This is a genomic window from Arthrobacter sp. BPSS-3 (genome assembly GCF_044628475.1).
Classification (GTDB): Bacteria; Actinomycetota; Actinomycetes; order Actinomycetales; family Micrococcaceae; genus Arthrobacter.
Genome location: NZ_JBIMMV010000004.1, coordinates 76,062 through 91,979, shown reverse-complemented (window position 1 = coordinate 91,979; position 15,918 = coordinate 76,062). Strand labels below are relative to the sequence as shown.

Below are 15,918 nucleotides of genomic sequence, written 5' to 3'. Positions count from 1 at the left end.
CGGTCCTCAGGCGTTGAAGTAGGGACGGACACCGGCGACCGCGTCCAGGAACGCGTCGACGTCGTCGGTGGTGTTGTACAGGTAGGTGCTGGCGCGGGTGCTCGCCGTCAGGCCCAGGCGGCGGTGCAGCGGCTGGGCGCAGTGGTGGCCCACGCGCACGGCGATGCCGCGGCTGTCCAGGAACTGCCCGACGTCGTGGGCGTGGACGCCGGCGACGTCGAACGCGGCCAGGCCGATCCGTTCCCGGCCGGCGGCGGGGCCGAGGACGCGGATGCCGGGGATAGCCTCGAGGCCCTCGACGAGCCGCTGGCCGAGCGTGGCTTCCCAGGCGTGGATCCGGGCCAGGCCGGTCTCGGTCAGGTAGTTCGCCGCGGCCGCGAGCGCCACCGCCTGGGAGATCCGCTGCGTTCCGGCCTCGAAGCGCTGCGGGCTGGGCAGGAAGCCGGCACGGTCCATGGTGACCGTGGTGATCATGGACCCGCCGGTGAGGAACGGGGGCATGGCGTTGAGCAGCTCCGAGCGGCCGTAGAGGCCGCCGATCCCGGTGGGTCCGAGCATCTTGTGGCCGGAGAAGACGGCGAAGTCCACGTCCAGGGCCTTGACGTCGAGCTCCAGGTGCGGGGCGGACTGGCAGGCATCGAGGACCACCAGCGCGCCGACGGCCCGGGCCAGCGCGACCAGGTCAATAACGGGGTTGATGGTGCCGAGGACGTTGGAGGCATGGGTGAAGGCCAGGACCCGGGTGCGGGGGCCGATCAGCCGGGCGGCTGCCTCCAGGTCCAGGGCACCGGAGTCGTCCACGGGGATGTAGTGCAGGGTGGCGCCGGTCCGGGCGGCGAGCTGCTGCCACGGGATGAGGTTGGCGTGGTGCTCCATCTCGGTGACAACGATCCGGTCGCCGGCGCCGAGGGCGAACCGGGCGGCCTCCGCGGGCGCGCCGGGCAGGGAGGCGTTGAGGAAGGAGTAGCTGAGCAGGTTCAGGCCCTCGGTGGCGTTCGAGGTCCAGATCAGTTCGTCGTCCCCGGCGCCGATGAACGCGGCGACGGTTTCCCGGGCGTCCTCGAAGACGTCGGTGGCCTCCACGGCCAGGTGATGGGCACCCCGGTGCACGGCGGCGTTGCGCTGCTCGTAAAACTCCTGCTCGGCCTCGAGGACGCTAATGGGGTTCTGCGAGGTGGCCCCGGAGTCCAGGTACACCAGCGGCTGGCCGTTCACGGGCCGGTTGAGGATCGGGAAGTCGTTGCGGATCCTCAGGACCTCGTCGTTCCCCAGGGCCGGGGCCGGGCTGGGCAGGTGGGCTGGTGGTGCAACCATGGGTGGAACTCCTGATCGGCAGTCGCTGCGTCGGCTGCCGACGGCGGGTGAGCGCGGCGTGGGCGGCCGATTACGTTACACAGATTTAGCCTAATTATTCCACGGCCCGGCCGGATGCCCCACGGAGGGCCCCCTTACCGCCGAAACTTACCGCCGGAACGCGGGGCGCTCCCGGGCTTCTCCCCCGCGTTCCGGGCAGCCAAAGGCCACGTGCCGATCAGACAAGCGCCCTGTCCCGGGCAGCCAAACGCCCCACCGGCGGGCCTTGGGTTCCCGGGCGGGGCGTTTGATTCCTGCGTCTGCCGCCGGATGGACCTGGCGGGAGACCGTAAAGGGAGCCGGCGGCGGCTGGGGGGAGAGCCTCGGTCTCAGAAGGCTCTGACGCCGCCGGCTCCGTCTAGGGGGTACGGCTGCCGGTTGGGGGCACCGTACGATTCCATCGAAGGAAGCCGGATGAAGCGAAAGCCAAGTGTGTGGAGCGTTGTCCTTTCGGGCCGTTCCCTTGACTGAGTCAAGTTAATCAAATCCCGCCGGTGCTCCACACGAGTAGGACTTACCCGACTTCCCTCCGCCGCTACCCTGCCGAACTACTTAGGCGTACTCCCGGCCGGCCGGAGCGTCGGCCGGGAACTACGCAGGACCTCCCGGTGGCCCCGTCCCCGGCCCAAATCCGGGTCCCGGCGGGGTGAGGAAGTCCGGTTCTGCATCGACGAGTTCTGAGCGCCGGCTGACGCCCAGTTTGGCGAAGACCCGGTACAGGTGGCCCTCCACCGTGCGGGTGGAGAGGGTCAGGGCGGCGGCGATCTCGACGTTGCTGGCGCCCTGGCTGACGAGCCTGAGGATTTCGGCTTCCCGGGCCGTCAGGTCCGCGTGGTGGTCCCCATGGACGATGTTGATGCTCTCCGACATCCCGGCCGCGACCATGCGGTGGTGGACCTTGCGCTGGACCACCGTCAACTTCCACTTGTGCGGATCGTTTTCCAGACAGCGGGCGGCCTGCTGGGCGGCTTCCAGGGCCAGGAGCAGGTAGCCGGCGGCCAGCGCCTCGTCGCTGAGGGTACTGAGCGCGGTGGTGTCGGAGTCGGCCACGGCGCGGGCGAAGGCGCGCAGCAGGGAGCCCTCGGGCCCCTCGATCGCGGCGCTGCTGAGGGCCAGCGCCTCCGCGGCGGCCGGGTCGCCTTCGCGCACGGCCAGCCGCCGGATCTCCGTCTCGACACCGAACAGGCCACGGTCTCGGGCACCGTCCGCCAGCCGGTCCAGCCGGTGCTGCCGGGCGGCCGGGCCTGCACCGCCGTCGTCCGCGGCGGTGCAGTAGGCATCGGCGAGCAACCGCAGCGGGGCCGGCCCGCCCAGCGGTTCCGCACGGTAGGCACGCGCATTGGCGGCGGCGTCGTCGTTCCGGCCGACGACGAAGGCGGCGTAGGCCGCGAGCGCGTGGGCCAGCGGACGCAGCCGCCACGGGTCGGCGACGGTCAGCTCCTCGACGCCGATCAGCAGTTCGGCCAGGCTCTCCGGGAACCGGCCCTGGCGCAGGCGGGAGAAGCCGCGCACCAGGTGCAGCAGCCCGCCGCTGTAGAGCAGTCGGAAGGGCAGGGCCGCGGCGTAGCCGTCCACGGCGGCGGCGAGTTCGTCCCACTCCCCCGCCCGGACCAGGTTCAGGCAGTGCCGGGCGAGCAGGTCCTCACGCACCAGCGGCAACGCGGCCGTCGCCGGGCCCGCCTGCGGCCATGCCTGCCGGTCCGTCCCGAGCCCGGTCACCACCTGCCCCCGCACCGACTGCAGCTCCGCCACCCGGAATGCCGCGGGGACGCCCAGCTCCTCCGCCACGCCGGGGAGGTTGGCCAGGGCTGCCCAGCGGCGCTGCAGCTCCCCCGCGGGCTCGTCGTCCTGGCCCAGCAGCAACCGTGCGGCGAGACCGGGCGCCTCGGAACCGGACCACTCCGCCGCGGTGTCCCGGTCCCCGGCGGTGTCCTTCTCCCTTGCGACGTCGTCGTCGCCTGCCGGGCCTGCCGGGCCGGTCTCCGGGGCAGCATTTCCCAGCCGCGCTGTCAGGAGGGCCGCCAGGTAGGAGGGTCGGCCGTAGGGAACGGCCCGCGCGGACCTCAGCTGCCCGGCGGCGGCCTCCGTCCGGCCCAGGAGGTACTGCGCGTAGGCCAGCTGGATCTTTGCCTCCGGCGCGCGGTCACCCCCGGCGGCGGCGGTGGCGGCACGGAGCGCGGTGACGGCGTCGAGGGCGGCGTTCGCCCGTGCGGCGCCGTACACCAGCTCGGCGGGGGCGAGCTCGGCGCCGGCGTCAAGCGCCCAGCGGAACCGGTTGAGGTAGGCCTCGGGGTGGCCGTCGCTGAAGCCCGGCAGTTGCAGCAGGCTGGCCCGCAGCCCGGCGCTCCGTCCGGCGGGGACCCTGCCGCGGACGATCTCGCCCACCATGGGGCTGGCCGGCCGGACCAGCCGCTCCTGGTCCCTGGAGACGGCAATGATCCCGGCCATTTCGAGCGCGTCGACGGTCTTGGGGTTGCTGAAGCGCAGGATCTCGCCGAGCGAGAGGGGTCCGGCGAGGGAGACGATCGCGGCCACGGTCTGTTCCTCGGCGGGCAGGGACCGCACCCGGTGGTCCACCAGGTCCGCGGCCGGTACCCGGGCCAGATCCGGGGGCGCCAAGAGGATCCAGGTGCCCCGCCGCAGCCCGATGGAGCCGGTCTTTTGGGCATACCGGAGCAGGGACATAAGCATGGCCGGCAACCCGGCGGTGACGGTGCCGAAGAGTTCACTCAGCCAGGGCGAGACGTCCGCCCGCAGCGCCTGCTCGCAGAACTGGTGCACCTCGGAGCGGGTGAGCGGGGCGAGGTCGTACTTGGCGATCAAGCCGTCGTCCCAGAGGGCCAGGAATTCCTCCGGCGTGGACGGGCCGGTCCGGCAGGCGGCCAGCAGCCGGGCGGCCCCGGTCGCCACGGCCTGGGCGATCAGCCGGACCGTCCCGGCGTCCAGGTCCTGGGCGTCATCGATGACGAAGAGGGGTGGGGCGGGGCTGTGCTTCAGGCGCTTGGTGAAGGCCCGCGCGACGGCGGCCGAAGAATCGAGATCGTGCACCGGAAGGTCGGTCAGGACGGGGCCGAGGGCGCCGAACGGCACGGCGGAGAGCATCGCCGTCGGGGCGAGCCGGATCACCGCGCCGCGGCCGGGAAGGTCACGCAGGATCTCGCGCACGACGGCGGTTTTCCCGGACCCGGCGACGCCGACGATGAGCGCCCCGGAGCGTTCCTCGTCCCGCAGGCACGCCACGGCGTCCCGGACTACACCGGACCTGCCGATGAGTGCCATCTGGTCCGTGAGGCTTTCCACCCAGGTCCTTTCCCCGCTGGCGGCTGGCGGCCGCCGGGCCCGATGAGCTGTGGCGCCCCGCTAGCCGATGCGGGCGTTGCCGGTGGTTCCGGCGATGGCATCTTTAAGTTCGGACCGGCTCGCCAGATGGAGCTTGGCGTACACCTGGTAGAGGTGGCCTTCCACGGTCCGGACCGAGACCTGCATCTGTTCGGCGATCTTGCGGTTCGACGTCCCGGCCGCGGCCCGGACCGCGACCTCGCACTCGCGTGCCGTGAGGATGGACGAGGTCAGGGCCTGGACGCCGTTGCGGGGTCCGCCGAAGCGTTCGTCCAGCATGTGCTCGGTGCGCTGGGCGACCCGCAGGGCGATCCGGTTGCCGGCGTCGTTGGCGCAGGTGACGGCCTTGCGCGCCACGTCCCGGGCGAAGACGGCGTCTCCCGCGGCGTCGGCATCCTTGGCCACGGTCAGCAGGGCCTCGCTGGCGGCGTCCTTGACGCCGTTGGCCAGGCGCAGGCAGAGCATTGCGAACTGGCCCGTGACGCTGCCGGCCAGGCCGCCGAGCTTCTGGCTGGCCTGGCGGTCGCCGAGCCGCGCGGCGGCGGACTGGAACAACAGCGCGGTGGCCACGGCTCCCGCCTCGGAGTCGGCGTCCGCCTCGGCTGCCAGGGCGCGGATCGCGGCGGCCCGCTGGCCCAGTTCCGCGGTGGCCCCCAGCTCGAAGTAGCGGGTGAGCCGCGCGGTGAGCCACGGGGCCGGGTGTTCCAGGGCGGAGAGTTCCGCCAGCTGGACCGCGGCCTCGTCGGCGTTGCCGTGCAGTCCGTTGGCGTAGGCGCAGGCGGCCGTCGCGAGCCCGGTGAGGGGGTCCCGGTCGTTGGTCCGCAGCTGCCAGAGCCCGGCCTCGAGGCCGTGCAGGGCCTCCTCGAGCCGGCCCGCGTGCAGGCTGATGAGTCCCTCACCGATCTCGAACATGCCGCCCAGGCGTGAATGCGGGTCCGGCACCTCGGAGGTGAGGGCCAGGAACTCGCCGGCCTCCTTGAACCGGGCGGAGAGCAGCATCAGCAGGAGCATCCGGCCGCGGAGTTCGCGCAGGTTCCGGTCCGTCATGGGGACCGTGGCCGCGGCGGAGAGGACCTGCTTGGCCAGGCCGGTGGCGCCCAGGACGTTGCCGGTCACCGCCATGGCCTCGCAGAGCAGGCCGCCGGCGACGACGCCGGATTCTGTGCTGAGGTCCGCGACGTCGAGGTCCTCGCGCATGGCCAGCACGTCGGTGTACCGGCCCTCCTGGACTGCCAGCCGGGCCTCGGCCAGCCGAAGCTGCGCCGCCGCGCGGTGTCCGGCGTCGGTCTCGGCGTCAGGCCGGTCCGCGAGCGACGGTCGCAGGTCCAGCACCCGTCCGGAGGCGGCGGGGGCCGTCCCGGGGCCTCGGTGTTCCAGGTCGGCTAGCAGGATGTTGACCCCCACCCACTCGGGGGCGGTGAGGTCGGGGCCCTGGCCGCCAACCAGCGGGTGCAGCAGCCGGCGTGCGGCCTCGTCGTTGCCGAGGCCCAGGTGGGCCCTGGCGGCTTCGATGACGGCCGCGGGCATCTCCGCCAGTTCCTCGACCGCGTGCAGGAAGCGCAGGGCGGCGGCGGGATCGGAGGAGTCGTTGGCGCGCCGGGCCGCCGCGAGGGCCAGCTCCGGGGTGATCTGCTCGCCGCAATCCAGCGCCCAGGCCACCCCGGTGGGGCCGCCGGGTTCGAGGCTATTGGCGGTTTCCTGCACGGCGGTGAGGCGGCGGCGCAGTTCGGCGCTGCGGCCCGGGGGGACGACGCTTCCGACGATGGCTGCGGTCACGGTGTTGGAGACCCGGACGGTCGGCGGGTGCTCGTGGCTGACCTGGATGAGGCCGCGTTCCTGCAGGGTGTCCATGTCGTGGGGGTTGAAGATGCTCATGAGCGTCTGCAGGGACACGGCACCGGCGAGCGCCAGCAGTTCGAACACGTCCCGCTGGCCGGGGCTGAGCCGGTTCAGGCGTGCCTTGACCACGTCCCGGACCTCGCCGGTGAGCGAGATCGGGCGGCGGCCGAGAACCCAGGTGCCGTCCTGCTTGGCGATCGCGCCCAGCTTGATCTGTTCGCGGGCCAGGGAGTGCAGGAAGAGTGCGTTGCCGCCGCTGGCGGTCCAGAGGGCGCGGGCCGCGGCGTGCGAGAAGTGGCCGCCGTACTCCTGGTTGAGGGTGGCCGAGGTCTCGGCGAAGTCGAACGGCTCCAGGTCCACGCGGCGCAGGAGGTCGTCCTTCCACAGGCCCATGATGTCGCCGCCGACATGCGGCAGGTCCACGCAGGCGGCCAGGAGGGTGACGTGGCCGCCGGCGCTGAGCTGGGCGACCATCATGCAGGAGAGGTCGTCCAGGTCGTGGGCGTTGTCCACGAACAGGGCGATGGTGCGGCCCTGGGCCTTGGCGTGCAGCAGCTGGGTCAGGCCGCGCAGGACCATGAGCGGGTGTTCGAGGTGGGAGGAGTCGAGGTCGTTAAGCAGCACGCTGAGCGCCCCGTAGGGCAGCTTCGAGGAGATCGAGCTGCCGCGGACCTGGACCACCAGGTAGTCCTCCCCCAGCTGCTCCAGCGCGCGCTGGGCGATGAAGGACTTGCCGGCGCCGTGCTCGCCTACCAAAACGACGCCGCAGCCGGACCCGGAGGTCAAGGTTTCCACGACGTCGTCAATAATGTGCTGGCGGGTTTGCTGTTTGTCGGGCCGCCCGCCGGCGGCATGGTGCGCGGGTGGAATCACATCTGTTTTACCGCTGCCGGCGGGCACGCCGGTGTCATGCTGAAACATGGGAGAGACCTTCGCAATCAATGGATAGCCAGTGATAGCTCCACCGTATGGATGAGCCCCGGCGATGACACCCGTAGGTAGTACCCGATTGGAAGACAGGTATTCGGAGGCCTTTACTTGGGTGTACTCAGTTCCTCGGCCGGAGGCTCCGGGATGGACCAAGTAGTCCCCCGCCGGTCCGCGTCACCGGGTACGCATCCGGGCGTAGGCGGCTCCGGCGGCCTGTTCTGTGCGTGGTCGGGTAGTTGCGGGCAGTGGCGGGCCGCACGCAAAACTGTAGCGGATTCCGGGTCAGTCGTCGGCGGCGAGGCGGCGCAGGTCCTCGCGGCCCTTGATATTCAGCTTGGCGTAGCTGCGGTAGAGGTGGCCCTCCACGGTGCGGACGGAGACCTGCAGTTCGGCGGCGATCTGGCGGTCGCTGAGGCCGCGGACGGCGCGGGCGACGATGTCCCGTTCACGCCGGGTGAGCAGCGCCAGGGCACCGTCCTGGGCGTCCGGCTCCTGGCCCGGGGTGCTGGACGCCCGGTCGCGGCAGCGTTGGCGCTGCGCGGTCGCTACCCGTTCCCGCAGGGTGTCCCCCGCCTCGCGGTACGCGGCGGCGGCGTCGTCGTAGGCCTGCGCCGCGAACCCCCACAGCTCGGCTTCCTCGCAGCCCTTGGCCGCCGCCAGCAGTTCCCCGGCGTCCCCGTTGCCCAGCGCCGCCGCATAGGCGCAGACCGCCGCCGGGCGCCGGCCGTCCAGGTCCGGCGCGAGTTCCCGCAGCCGGGCCGCGACGCTCTTGTCGCCGAGGGCCAGCCGCCAGGCCAGCGACTCGAACTCGAGTCCGGCGCCGTCGGATCCCCCGGACTCCCCCAGCCGCCGCAGCTCACCGAGGGCATCCGGGTGGTCTTCCAGTTTCGCTTTCCCGTAGACCACCGCCATCGCGGCGAGCGTGCGCAGGTAGCGGGAGGCCGGAGGCCTGGCGGATTCGTAGTCCGCCAGCAGCCCCGCGGCCTTGCTCTTGGCCCCCACCTCCGCTGCAGCGGCGAAAGCCATGGCCGCGGTCAAAGCAAAAAGCTGCTGGGCATCCGCGATCCGCAGGGCCTCCAGGCCTACCCGCAGGGTCTTCTTCGCCTCGGCGGCACGGCCCTGGTAGAGCAGCATGATCCCTGCCGCCGTGTGGACGCCGCCGCCAAAGGCAATCAGGCTGGCCCCGTAACTGGCCGAGAAGCCGCCAAGCACTCCCTCCGCGCCGCTCCAGTTTCCCCCGTGCACCAGCGGGGTGGCCGCGCGGACGGCGAGGAACTCGGTGAGGAAGGAGACCTCCTCATCGGCCTTCCCGGCGGCCTCGATCCCCCGGGTCGCGGCCGCGTAGGCGTCCTCGGTTTTGCCCCGGACCAGCAGTTGCTCGGCCTCCAGGGCCAGCTCGAAGGCGCGCTCCAGGTGGTTGTCCGGGAGCCCGTCACCGGTCTCCGCGGCGGGGAAGGATTCGCCGGGCTCCGCACCGCCGTCGTCCTCGCGTTCCCCCGCCAGCGCCCGCGCCAGCGCACGGAGGGAGCGGACCCGCGCGGCGGTGGCGGCCCGGATGCTCTCCGCCTCCGCCGGGCGTTCCCCGGCGAGCCGCTCGCCCGCGGCCAGCAACTCCTCCGAGCGCCGGACGATCTCGGCCGGCTTGTGACCCAGGGCGGTGAGGACGGCCGCCCACAGCAGCGTGCCGGAGAGCAGGCTCGTGACGGTGCTGCCCAGGCCGAAGTCCGCCTCCAGGATGTCCCGGGCGGCGGCGTGGTTGGCGGTGTTGTAGTACGTGCGTGCCACGATTGCCCGTCCCGCCATGCGCAGGTCCGGGTCCTTGACCTGGCCGGCAGCGCGGCGGGCAAGCTCGTCCTCGAAGAGTCCGCTGGCCAGCGCGGCGGCGCGCAGCAGCTGACGGTCGTCGACCTCCATGCCGCATTCCAGCGACCAGCTCACTTGGCGGAGCAGGCCTTCGGCGCTGGCCGGTTCCCGGTCCATCAGCCGGAGCAGGCCCTGCCGGAGCTGGAGGCTGCGGGCCGGGGACACGAGGTTCCGCAGGGTGTCGCCGTAGGTGGTGTGCCAGAGCCGCAGCTCCGGTTCGGCCGCGTCGGTCACCCGGAGCAGTTCCTGTTCGACCAGTCCGGCGACGGTGTCCTCGTCCACCATGGCCTCGATGAGTTTCCGGGACACCGGCTCGGAGAGTGCCACGAGGTTCAGGGCCGTGCGCTCGTCCGCGGAGAGGCGGAGCAGCTGCCGGCGCACGACGTCGGTGAGCCGCTCGCCGTGGCTGTTCAGGGCGCGGGTGAGGAGCCAGACGCCGTTGTGCTGCTTCAGCGTGCCGTCGTTCCGGGCGTCGTCGATCAGGCAGGTCAGCAGCAGCGGGTTTCCGGCGGAAGCGTGCCAGAGCATTTCCGCGGCACTCGGCAGCACCTGCGGGCCCAGCCTCTCGGCCAGGAAGTCCTGCGTCTGTTCGAGAGTCAGGGGGCGCAGGTCGTGCCGTTCCGCGATGCCCTCGAACCAGAGCTCCAGCAGCGGGGTGGGCAGTCCCGGACGGACGGCCGCGCTGACCAGCAGTTTCGCCCAGCCGGCGGCCGCGAGCTCCACCAGCACCGACGCGGTGGCCTCGTCCAGGTCATGGGCGTCGTCCACAATCAGCAGCAGCGGCTGGCCGGTGACCCGCCGCTGGGCCTCCAGGTGGCTCCAGAAGGTCCGCAGCACGGCCAGCTGCGACGTTGCTTCCTCCACCGGAAGCTCCACAATGTAGGGCGCGAGGACACCGTAGGGGACGCTGCCCAGGGCCGGGCTGCCGTGGAGGCGGACGGCGGTGACCTCGTCCCGAAGTTCGGTGGCGACGGCCTCCATCAGGGTGGACTTGCCGATGCCGTGCTCGCCCACCAGCAACACGGCCACGTGCATGCCGCCCCGCAGGGCCTCGGCCGCGGCACGCAGGTCCTCGGCCCGTCCGGTCAGGCCCGCGCTCCGCGTCTCCCGCGAGGCGGTGGTGGCCTTAGATGAGTCCAAGCAGATCACTCCGCGAGGACACCCCGAGCTTCGTGAAGACCTGGTACAGGTGGCCTTCGACGGTGCGGACGGAGATGCCGATTTCCTGGGCGATGTCCTTATTGGTGACGCCGTTTCCGGCCAGGGACGCGATCTGCCGTTCCCGGTCGGTCAGCAGCGGCCCCTTGTTCCTGGGGACCACCGGCAGCGACGGCACCGAATCGGTGAGGGACTCCAGCATGCTGTGCGCCGCGGTGGCGAGGCTGGCCTGGCCGGCGCCCCGGGCGAAGTCGAACGCCAGCGCCGCGCACCGGGCCTGGACCGCGTCGAGCTCCAGCGCGGCGGCCAGGGCGGCGGCGTCGAGCATGTTTTCGGCGTCTTTTTTCCGGCTCCCGACGGCGACCACCCGGGACAGTTCGGCCAGCTGGCCCTGCCGCCGGCCGGCGATTTCCTCCATGAACAGGAAGTCCTTGACCGTGCCGTTCACGGTGGCGCCCAGCATGCTGATGCCGGCCAGGGTGTAGAGGCCGTCCCGGTCGTAGCGTTCGGCCGCGCGGACCAGCCGGTCCTTGGCGTCCGGGTCCCCCAGCCAGCGGGAGGCCATGTCCATGCAGAAGTCCGCGGAGCTGCTGACGACGAACCGGCCCAGTCCGTCGGCGGAACGGGCCCGGTCCAGGTAGATGGTGGCCTGGACCGAGTTGCCCATCTGGGCGTAGGCGAAGGCCGCGGCGGCATAGGCCTGGCGCAGCGACTGCAGGCTGGGCCGGACCTCCAACTGGGCTATCGCAGCCAGCAGCGGGTCCAGGGCCAGGTGGCCGCGGCCGGCGTAGACATAGGCGAGGCCGACGGCGAGGTCCGTGGCGGCGCTGCCGGAGTGCAGGCCGTGCCCGGCCCGGCCGCTGGCGTCCTTGAGCATGTCGATGCTCTGGCGCCACTGCCCGGCCAGGAGCAGGACGTTGAAGGACCGCCAGGCGAAGTTTTCCCTAAGCCGCGGAACGTTGGCCCGCTCACCCAGCTGGCCGGCGATGTCCCGCATCACGGCCCGGGCCTCGAGTTCCCGGCCGGTCATGCCGAGCGCCTCCATCAGGATGATGGCGGCGCGGAGCCGGAAGTCGGGGTCGACTGCATCCGCGGCGGTGTTCTCGGCGGCGTCCCTGAGGCGCTGCATCATGGGCGCGTAGTCGCCGATGAAGGACAGGTAATTGAATTCGCACAGCTCGAGGCAGAGGCCCGCGCAGGCCAGCCCGTCGGCCTCGGTGTCGGGGCCGAACTCCTGGAGCCGGAGCCGGGCCTGCCGGAGCAGTTCCGGGACCTTTCCGGAGCGGTCCTCGAGCCAGGCCATGCAGTCGGCCTTCGACGCGATGAAGTTGGCGAACGCCCGCGGAGGCAGCGCCATCAGCTGGGCCTCGGAGATGTCGTCTAAGGCGGACATTGCCTGCAGCGGCAGGCCCAGCTGGAGGTAGGCGGCGGCTTTTTGCTGCTGGCCCTCGGGCCATTCGCGGTCCCGGGACCTGATGCTGCCGGCGCATTTCAGCGCGAATTTGGGGTCGAAAAGCCGCACGGCCGCCTGAGCCGCTGCCAGGGCGTGAGCGGGTGCGAGTTCGGCGTTGCAGTCGAGGGTCCAGGCGGCGTAGGCCAGCAGGTCCTGGACGGTGAGCTCGCCCAGCTCCTCTTCCCGGTGACCGGGGACCTTGTCCCGCAGCTCCAGGCGGCGCTCCACGCTGAGCCAGTTCCGGACGATGTCCCCCAGATAGCGGTCGCCGAGGGTGACGAAGTGCCGGTCGGTGCGGTCGACGACGATCTGGCCGGCCTCCTCCATGTCCGCGATGAGGGACGGGCCGTACATCCGGGCCAGGCGGGACAGCGACATGCTCCGGGCGCAGGAGAGCACCTCGATGACCTCGCGGGCCTCCGGGGATTCGCGGGCGTAGCGTGCCCGGACGATGTCCTCCAGGGCGGTGCGGCCGTCCAGGACCACCTCGTCCACCAAGGTCCACACGGAGCCGGCGAGGACCAGGTTGCCGCGCTCGATCTGTTCGGAGACCACGGCCTGCAGCAGCGTGGGGCTGCCGCCGACCAGTTCGTGCAGCTGGCTCGCCAGGGCAGTCGATACGCGGTGCCCCAGGGCTGCCTGCAGCACCTTCCGGGTCTCCAGTTCGGTCATGGCGGAGAGCCTGACCTCGGCCAGCTGACCGGAGGTGATGAGCCAGTAGAAGTCCGGCGGGAGGTCGGTGGTGCGCTGCGCGGTGGCGACCAGGCGGGCGGTGCCGGTCTGCAGCAGGTTCAGCAGCACCCCGGTGCTCTGCTCATCCAGGGCGCCGGCGTTATCGAGCAGGATGACGCATTTGCGGCCGGCGGCGTCGTCCCGGATTAACGAGGTGATCCCGTGCAGGATGGCCGTCGGTGAACCCAGAGAGCTCTGCGGGAGGCGGGCCAGGGTGAAGGACAGGCAGCCGTAGGGGGTGGCGGTACCGTTGCCCGGGCTGCGGAGCTGGAGGGTGTAGACGTCCGCGCCGAAGGCGGCGATGGCGCTGCGCCCGACGAGCGACTTACCCACCCCGCGGTCGCCGGTGATCACCACCCCCATGCCCTCGGGGGCGGTCAGGGCACGGACCACTCGGTCGGCGTCGGCCCCGCGTGCCAGGCCTGACCAGGAATGGCGCCCGGCGGATGGCGCGGCCGCGCCCCGGTCGTCGCCGCTGGCTGCGCCGGCCCTGGCCGGAGCGGGAGGCACCGTCACGGAGACGTCCCCCCAATTCAGCGTATCCCTCGACATCAAGCCCCCTCTTACCGCTTGCGGACGGCTTATCCCGCGCCGTCGGCATGCAAGTAGCGTAACCCTACCCCGCGACACGGAAGTATGGCGATCATAACGGCGCGCCGGAAGGCTCGGGAAGGAGACTAGGGCCCTTGCCAGCCGGGGGCCCCGCGGCTATGGCCGGGAGGTGCGGCGGTCAGGCCTTCGAGGGGTGGAACTTCTGCTGCGCGACGAGCAGGCCCTCGCGGATGAGGTCCTCCACGGCGTCGGCGGCCGAGCCCACCAGGAAGGGCAGTTCCTTTTTCTCGGGTCCGGCAAAGTCACGGAGCACGAAGTCGGCGGTGTCCATCCGGCCCGGCGGCCGTCCCACGCCCACGCGGACCCGGAGGTAATCCTTGGTGGCGAGGGCCTTGGAGATGTCGCGCAGGCCGTTGTGGCCGCCCTCGCCGCCGCCGAGCTTGAGTTTGATGGTGTCGAAGGGGATGTCGATCTCGTCGTGGACGGCGATCACGTGGGCGGGGTCGATGTCGTAGAACTTCGTCAGCGCCGAGACCGGACCGCCGGAGACGTTCATATACGTCAGCGGCTTGGCCAGCACAACGCGCGGGCCGCCGATGCCCAGCCGGCCCTCCAGCACCTGGGCCCGCGCCGCCTTGTGCGACTTGAAGCCCCCGCCCACCCGCGCGGCGAGGTCGTCGAGGACCATCTGGCCGACGTTGTGCCGGTTGTGGGCGTATTCGGCGCCGGGGTTGCCGAGCCCGACGATCAGCCAGGTTTCGCTCATGGGTGGATCCTTTCAGGGCGGCCCGCCGGGGCGGGGTGGGCACAGACGACGGCGGCCGGGCCCCTGTGGGACCCGGCCGCCGGACGATTCGCCGTAATTACTCGGCGGCAGCTTCGGAGGACTCTTCCGCGGCAGCTTCCTCGCCGGCTTCCGGAGCCTCTTCGCCGGTCTCTTCTTCCTCGACCTCGAGCTCGACGGCCTCGGAGACGTTGACGACCAGGGTATCGGCGTCGGCCAGCAGGGTGGTGCCCTTCGGCAGGACCAGGTCGGAGGCGAGCACGTGCTCGCCGGCGGCGCGGCCTTCGACGCTGACCTCGACGGCGGTCGGCAGGTGGGTTGCCTCGGCCTCGAGCGGAACGGTGGTCAGTTCCAGGTTGTGGACGTTGCCCGGAGCAACTTCGCCGGTGACCGTGACGGGGACGTCAACGGAAACCTTCTCGCCCTGGCGGACCGTCAGCAGGTCGAGGTGCTCGACGATCTGCTTGACGGCGTTGCGCTGGATGTCCTTGACCAGGGCGAGGTGGGATTCGCCGTTGATGTCCAGGTTCAGCAGGGCGTTGGGGGTGCGGACGGCCAGGGTGGTGGCCTTCGACGGCAGGGTCACGTGGATCGGCTCGGCGCCGTGGCCGTAGATGACGGCGGGGATGAGGCCGGCCATGCGGGCGCGGCGGGCGAAGCCCTTGCCGAATTCGGTGCGTACTTCTGCTGCGAGCTTCTGCTCAGACATAGCGTCTCCTCTGGTGGAACGGTGGTTCAGCAAGGGCGGAGGTCTGTCAGCGACCTTCGACGCCGGGCGCGTGGCCCACTTCAGAAGGAGATTCAGACCCAGTCGATAACGGAGACCGGCTGTTGTGCCGGCGCTCTCCCTCGCCAAGGTATCGGGAAAAAGTCTAGCAGTGCCGGCCCCCGATGTGCTAAACGGGGCCCGGCACTGCCGTGGTGAAGCGGGCTGTCAGGCGTTGCCGTCGAACAGGCTGGTAACGGAGCCGTCGTCGAACACTTCGCGGATCGCGCGGGCGATCAACGGCGCGATCGAGAGCACGGTCAGCTGCGGGAAGTGCTTGTTCGCGGCGATCGGCAGGGTGTTGGTCACGACGACCTCGCGGGCACCGGACTCGGAGAGGCGCTTGGCTGCCGGGTCGGAGAACACGGCGTGCGTGGCGGCGATGATGACGTCCTTGGCCCCGGCGTTCTTCAGCACCTGGACGGCACCGGAGATGGTTCCACCGGTGTCGATCATGTCGTCGATCAGCACGCAGGTGCGGCCCTCGATCTGGCCGACGACGGTCTTGGAGACGGCCTGGTTCGGCACGGTCAGGTCGCGGCTCTTGTGCACGAAGGCCAGCGGGGCGCCGCCGAGGCGCTCGGCCCACTGTTCGGCGACCCGGACGCGGCCGGTGTCCGGGGAGACGACGGTGATGTTGTCGGAGCCGACCCGGGTGCGGATGTAGTCCGCCAGCAGCGGGATGGCCATCAGGTGGTCCACGGGGCCGTCGAAGAAGCCCTGGATCTGCGAGGTGTGCAGGTCCACGCTCATGATCCGGTCGGCGCCGGCGGTCTTGTACAGGTCGGCTACCAGGCGGGCGGAGATCGGCTCGCGGCCGCGGCCCTTCTTGTCCTGGCGGGCGTACGGGTAGAACGGGGAGACGACGGTGATGCGCTTGGCGGAGGCCCGCTTGAGCGAATCGATCATGATCAGCTGTTCCATGAGCCAGTTGTTCAGCGGGGCCGGGTGCGCCTGGATCACGAAGGCGTCGGTACCGCGGACGCTCTCGCCGGCGCGGACGTAGATCTCGCCGTTGGCGAAGTCGTAGGCGTCCAGCGGCAGCAGTTCGGTGCCCAGCTCCTTGGCGATCTCCCGTGCCAGCTCCGGGTGCGCCCGCCCGGCGGCCAGCACCAGCTTCTTCTCGCCGTGTGCCGTAATTTCGCTCAT

Annotated in this window: 8 protein-coding genes; all 8 read right to left on the bottom strand. The window is 71.3% G+C overall.

Going from position 1 to position 15,918, the window contains the following annotated elements; genetic code table 11:
* Positions 1–6 precede the first annotated feature (6 nt).
* On the bottom strand, positions 7–1,314 hold the full coding sequence (locus tag ACFVY3_RS07895) for a SufS family cysteine desulfurase (protein WP_400159331.1): 1,308 nt from the start codon (positions 1,312–1,314) through the stop codon (positions 7–9).
* Positions 1,315–1,944: 630 nt separating this feature from the next.
* Positions 1,945–4,653, bottom strand: a complete 2,709-nt coding sequence (locus tag ACFVY3_RS07890; RefSeq protein WP_400159330.1) for a LuxR C-terminal-related transcriptional regulator — start codon at positions 4,651–4,653, stop codon at positions 1,945–1,947.
* Positions 4,654–4,713: 60 nt separating this feature from the next.
* Positions 4,714–7,452, bottom strand: coding sequence for a LuxR C-terminal-related transcriptional regulator (locus tag ACFVY3_RS07885; protein WP_400159329.1), 2,739 nt, complete (start codon positions 7,450–7,452; stop codon positions 4,714–4,716).
* Between the two features lie 291 nt (positions 7,453–7,743).
* A complete protein-coding gene (locus ACFVY3_RS07880; RefSeq protein WP_400159328.1) occupies positions 7,744–10,464 on the bottom strand; it encodes a LuxR C-terminal-related transcriptional regulator in 2,721 nt (906 codons plus the stop codon).
* Positions 10,451–13,183, bottom strand: a complete 2,733-nt coding sequence (locus ACFVY3_RS07875) for a LuxR C-terminal-related transcriptional regulator (protein WP_400159327.1) — start codon at positions 13,181–13,183, stop codon at positions 10,451–10,453. The genes ACFVY3_RS07880 and ACFVY3_RS07875 overlap by 14 nt, the downstream gene beginning before the upstream one ends.
* Positions 13,184–13,397: 214 nt before the next feature.
* Complete coding sequence (pth, locus tag ACFVY3_RS07870; RefSeq protein WP_400159326.1) at positions 13,398–13,985, bottom strand: aminoacyl-tRNA hydrolase; 588 nt, start codon at positions 13,983–13,985, stop codon at positions 13,398–13,400.
* Positions 13,986–14,082: 97 nt separating this feature from the next.
* Entirely contained in the window at positions 14,083–14,712 is a 630-nt protein-coding gene (locus ACFVY3_RS07865) for a 50S ribosomal protein L25/general stress protein Ctc (RefSeq protein ID WP_400159325.1), read from the bottom strand.
* Between the two features lie 225 nt (positions 14,713–14,937).
* Positions 14,938–15,918, bottom strand: coding sequence for a ribose-phosphate diphosphokinase (locus tag ACFVY3_RS07860; protein WP_290258513.1), 981 nt, complete (start codon positions 15,916–15,918; stop codon positions 14,938–14,940).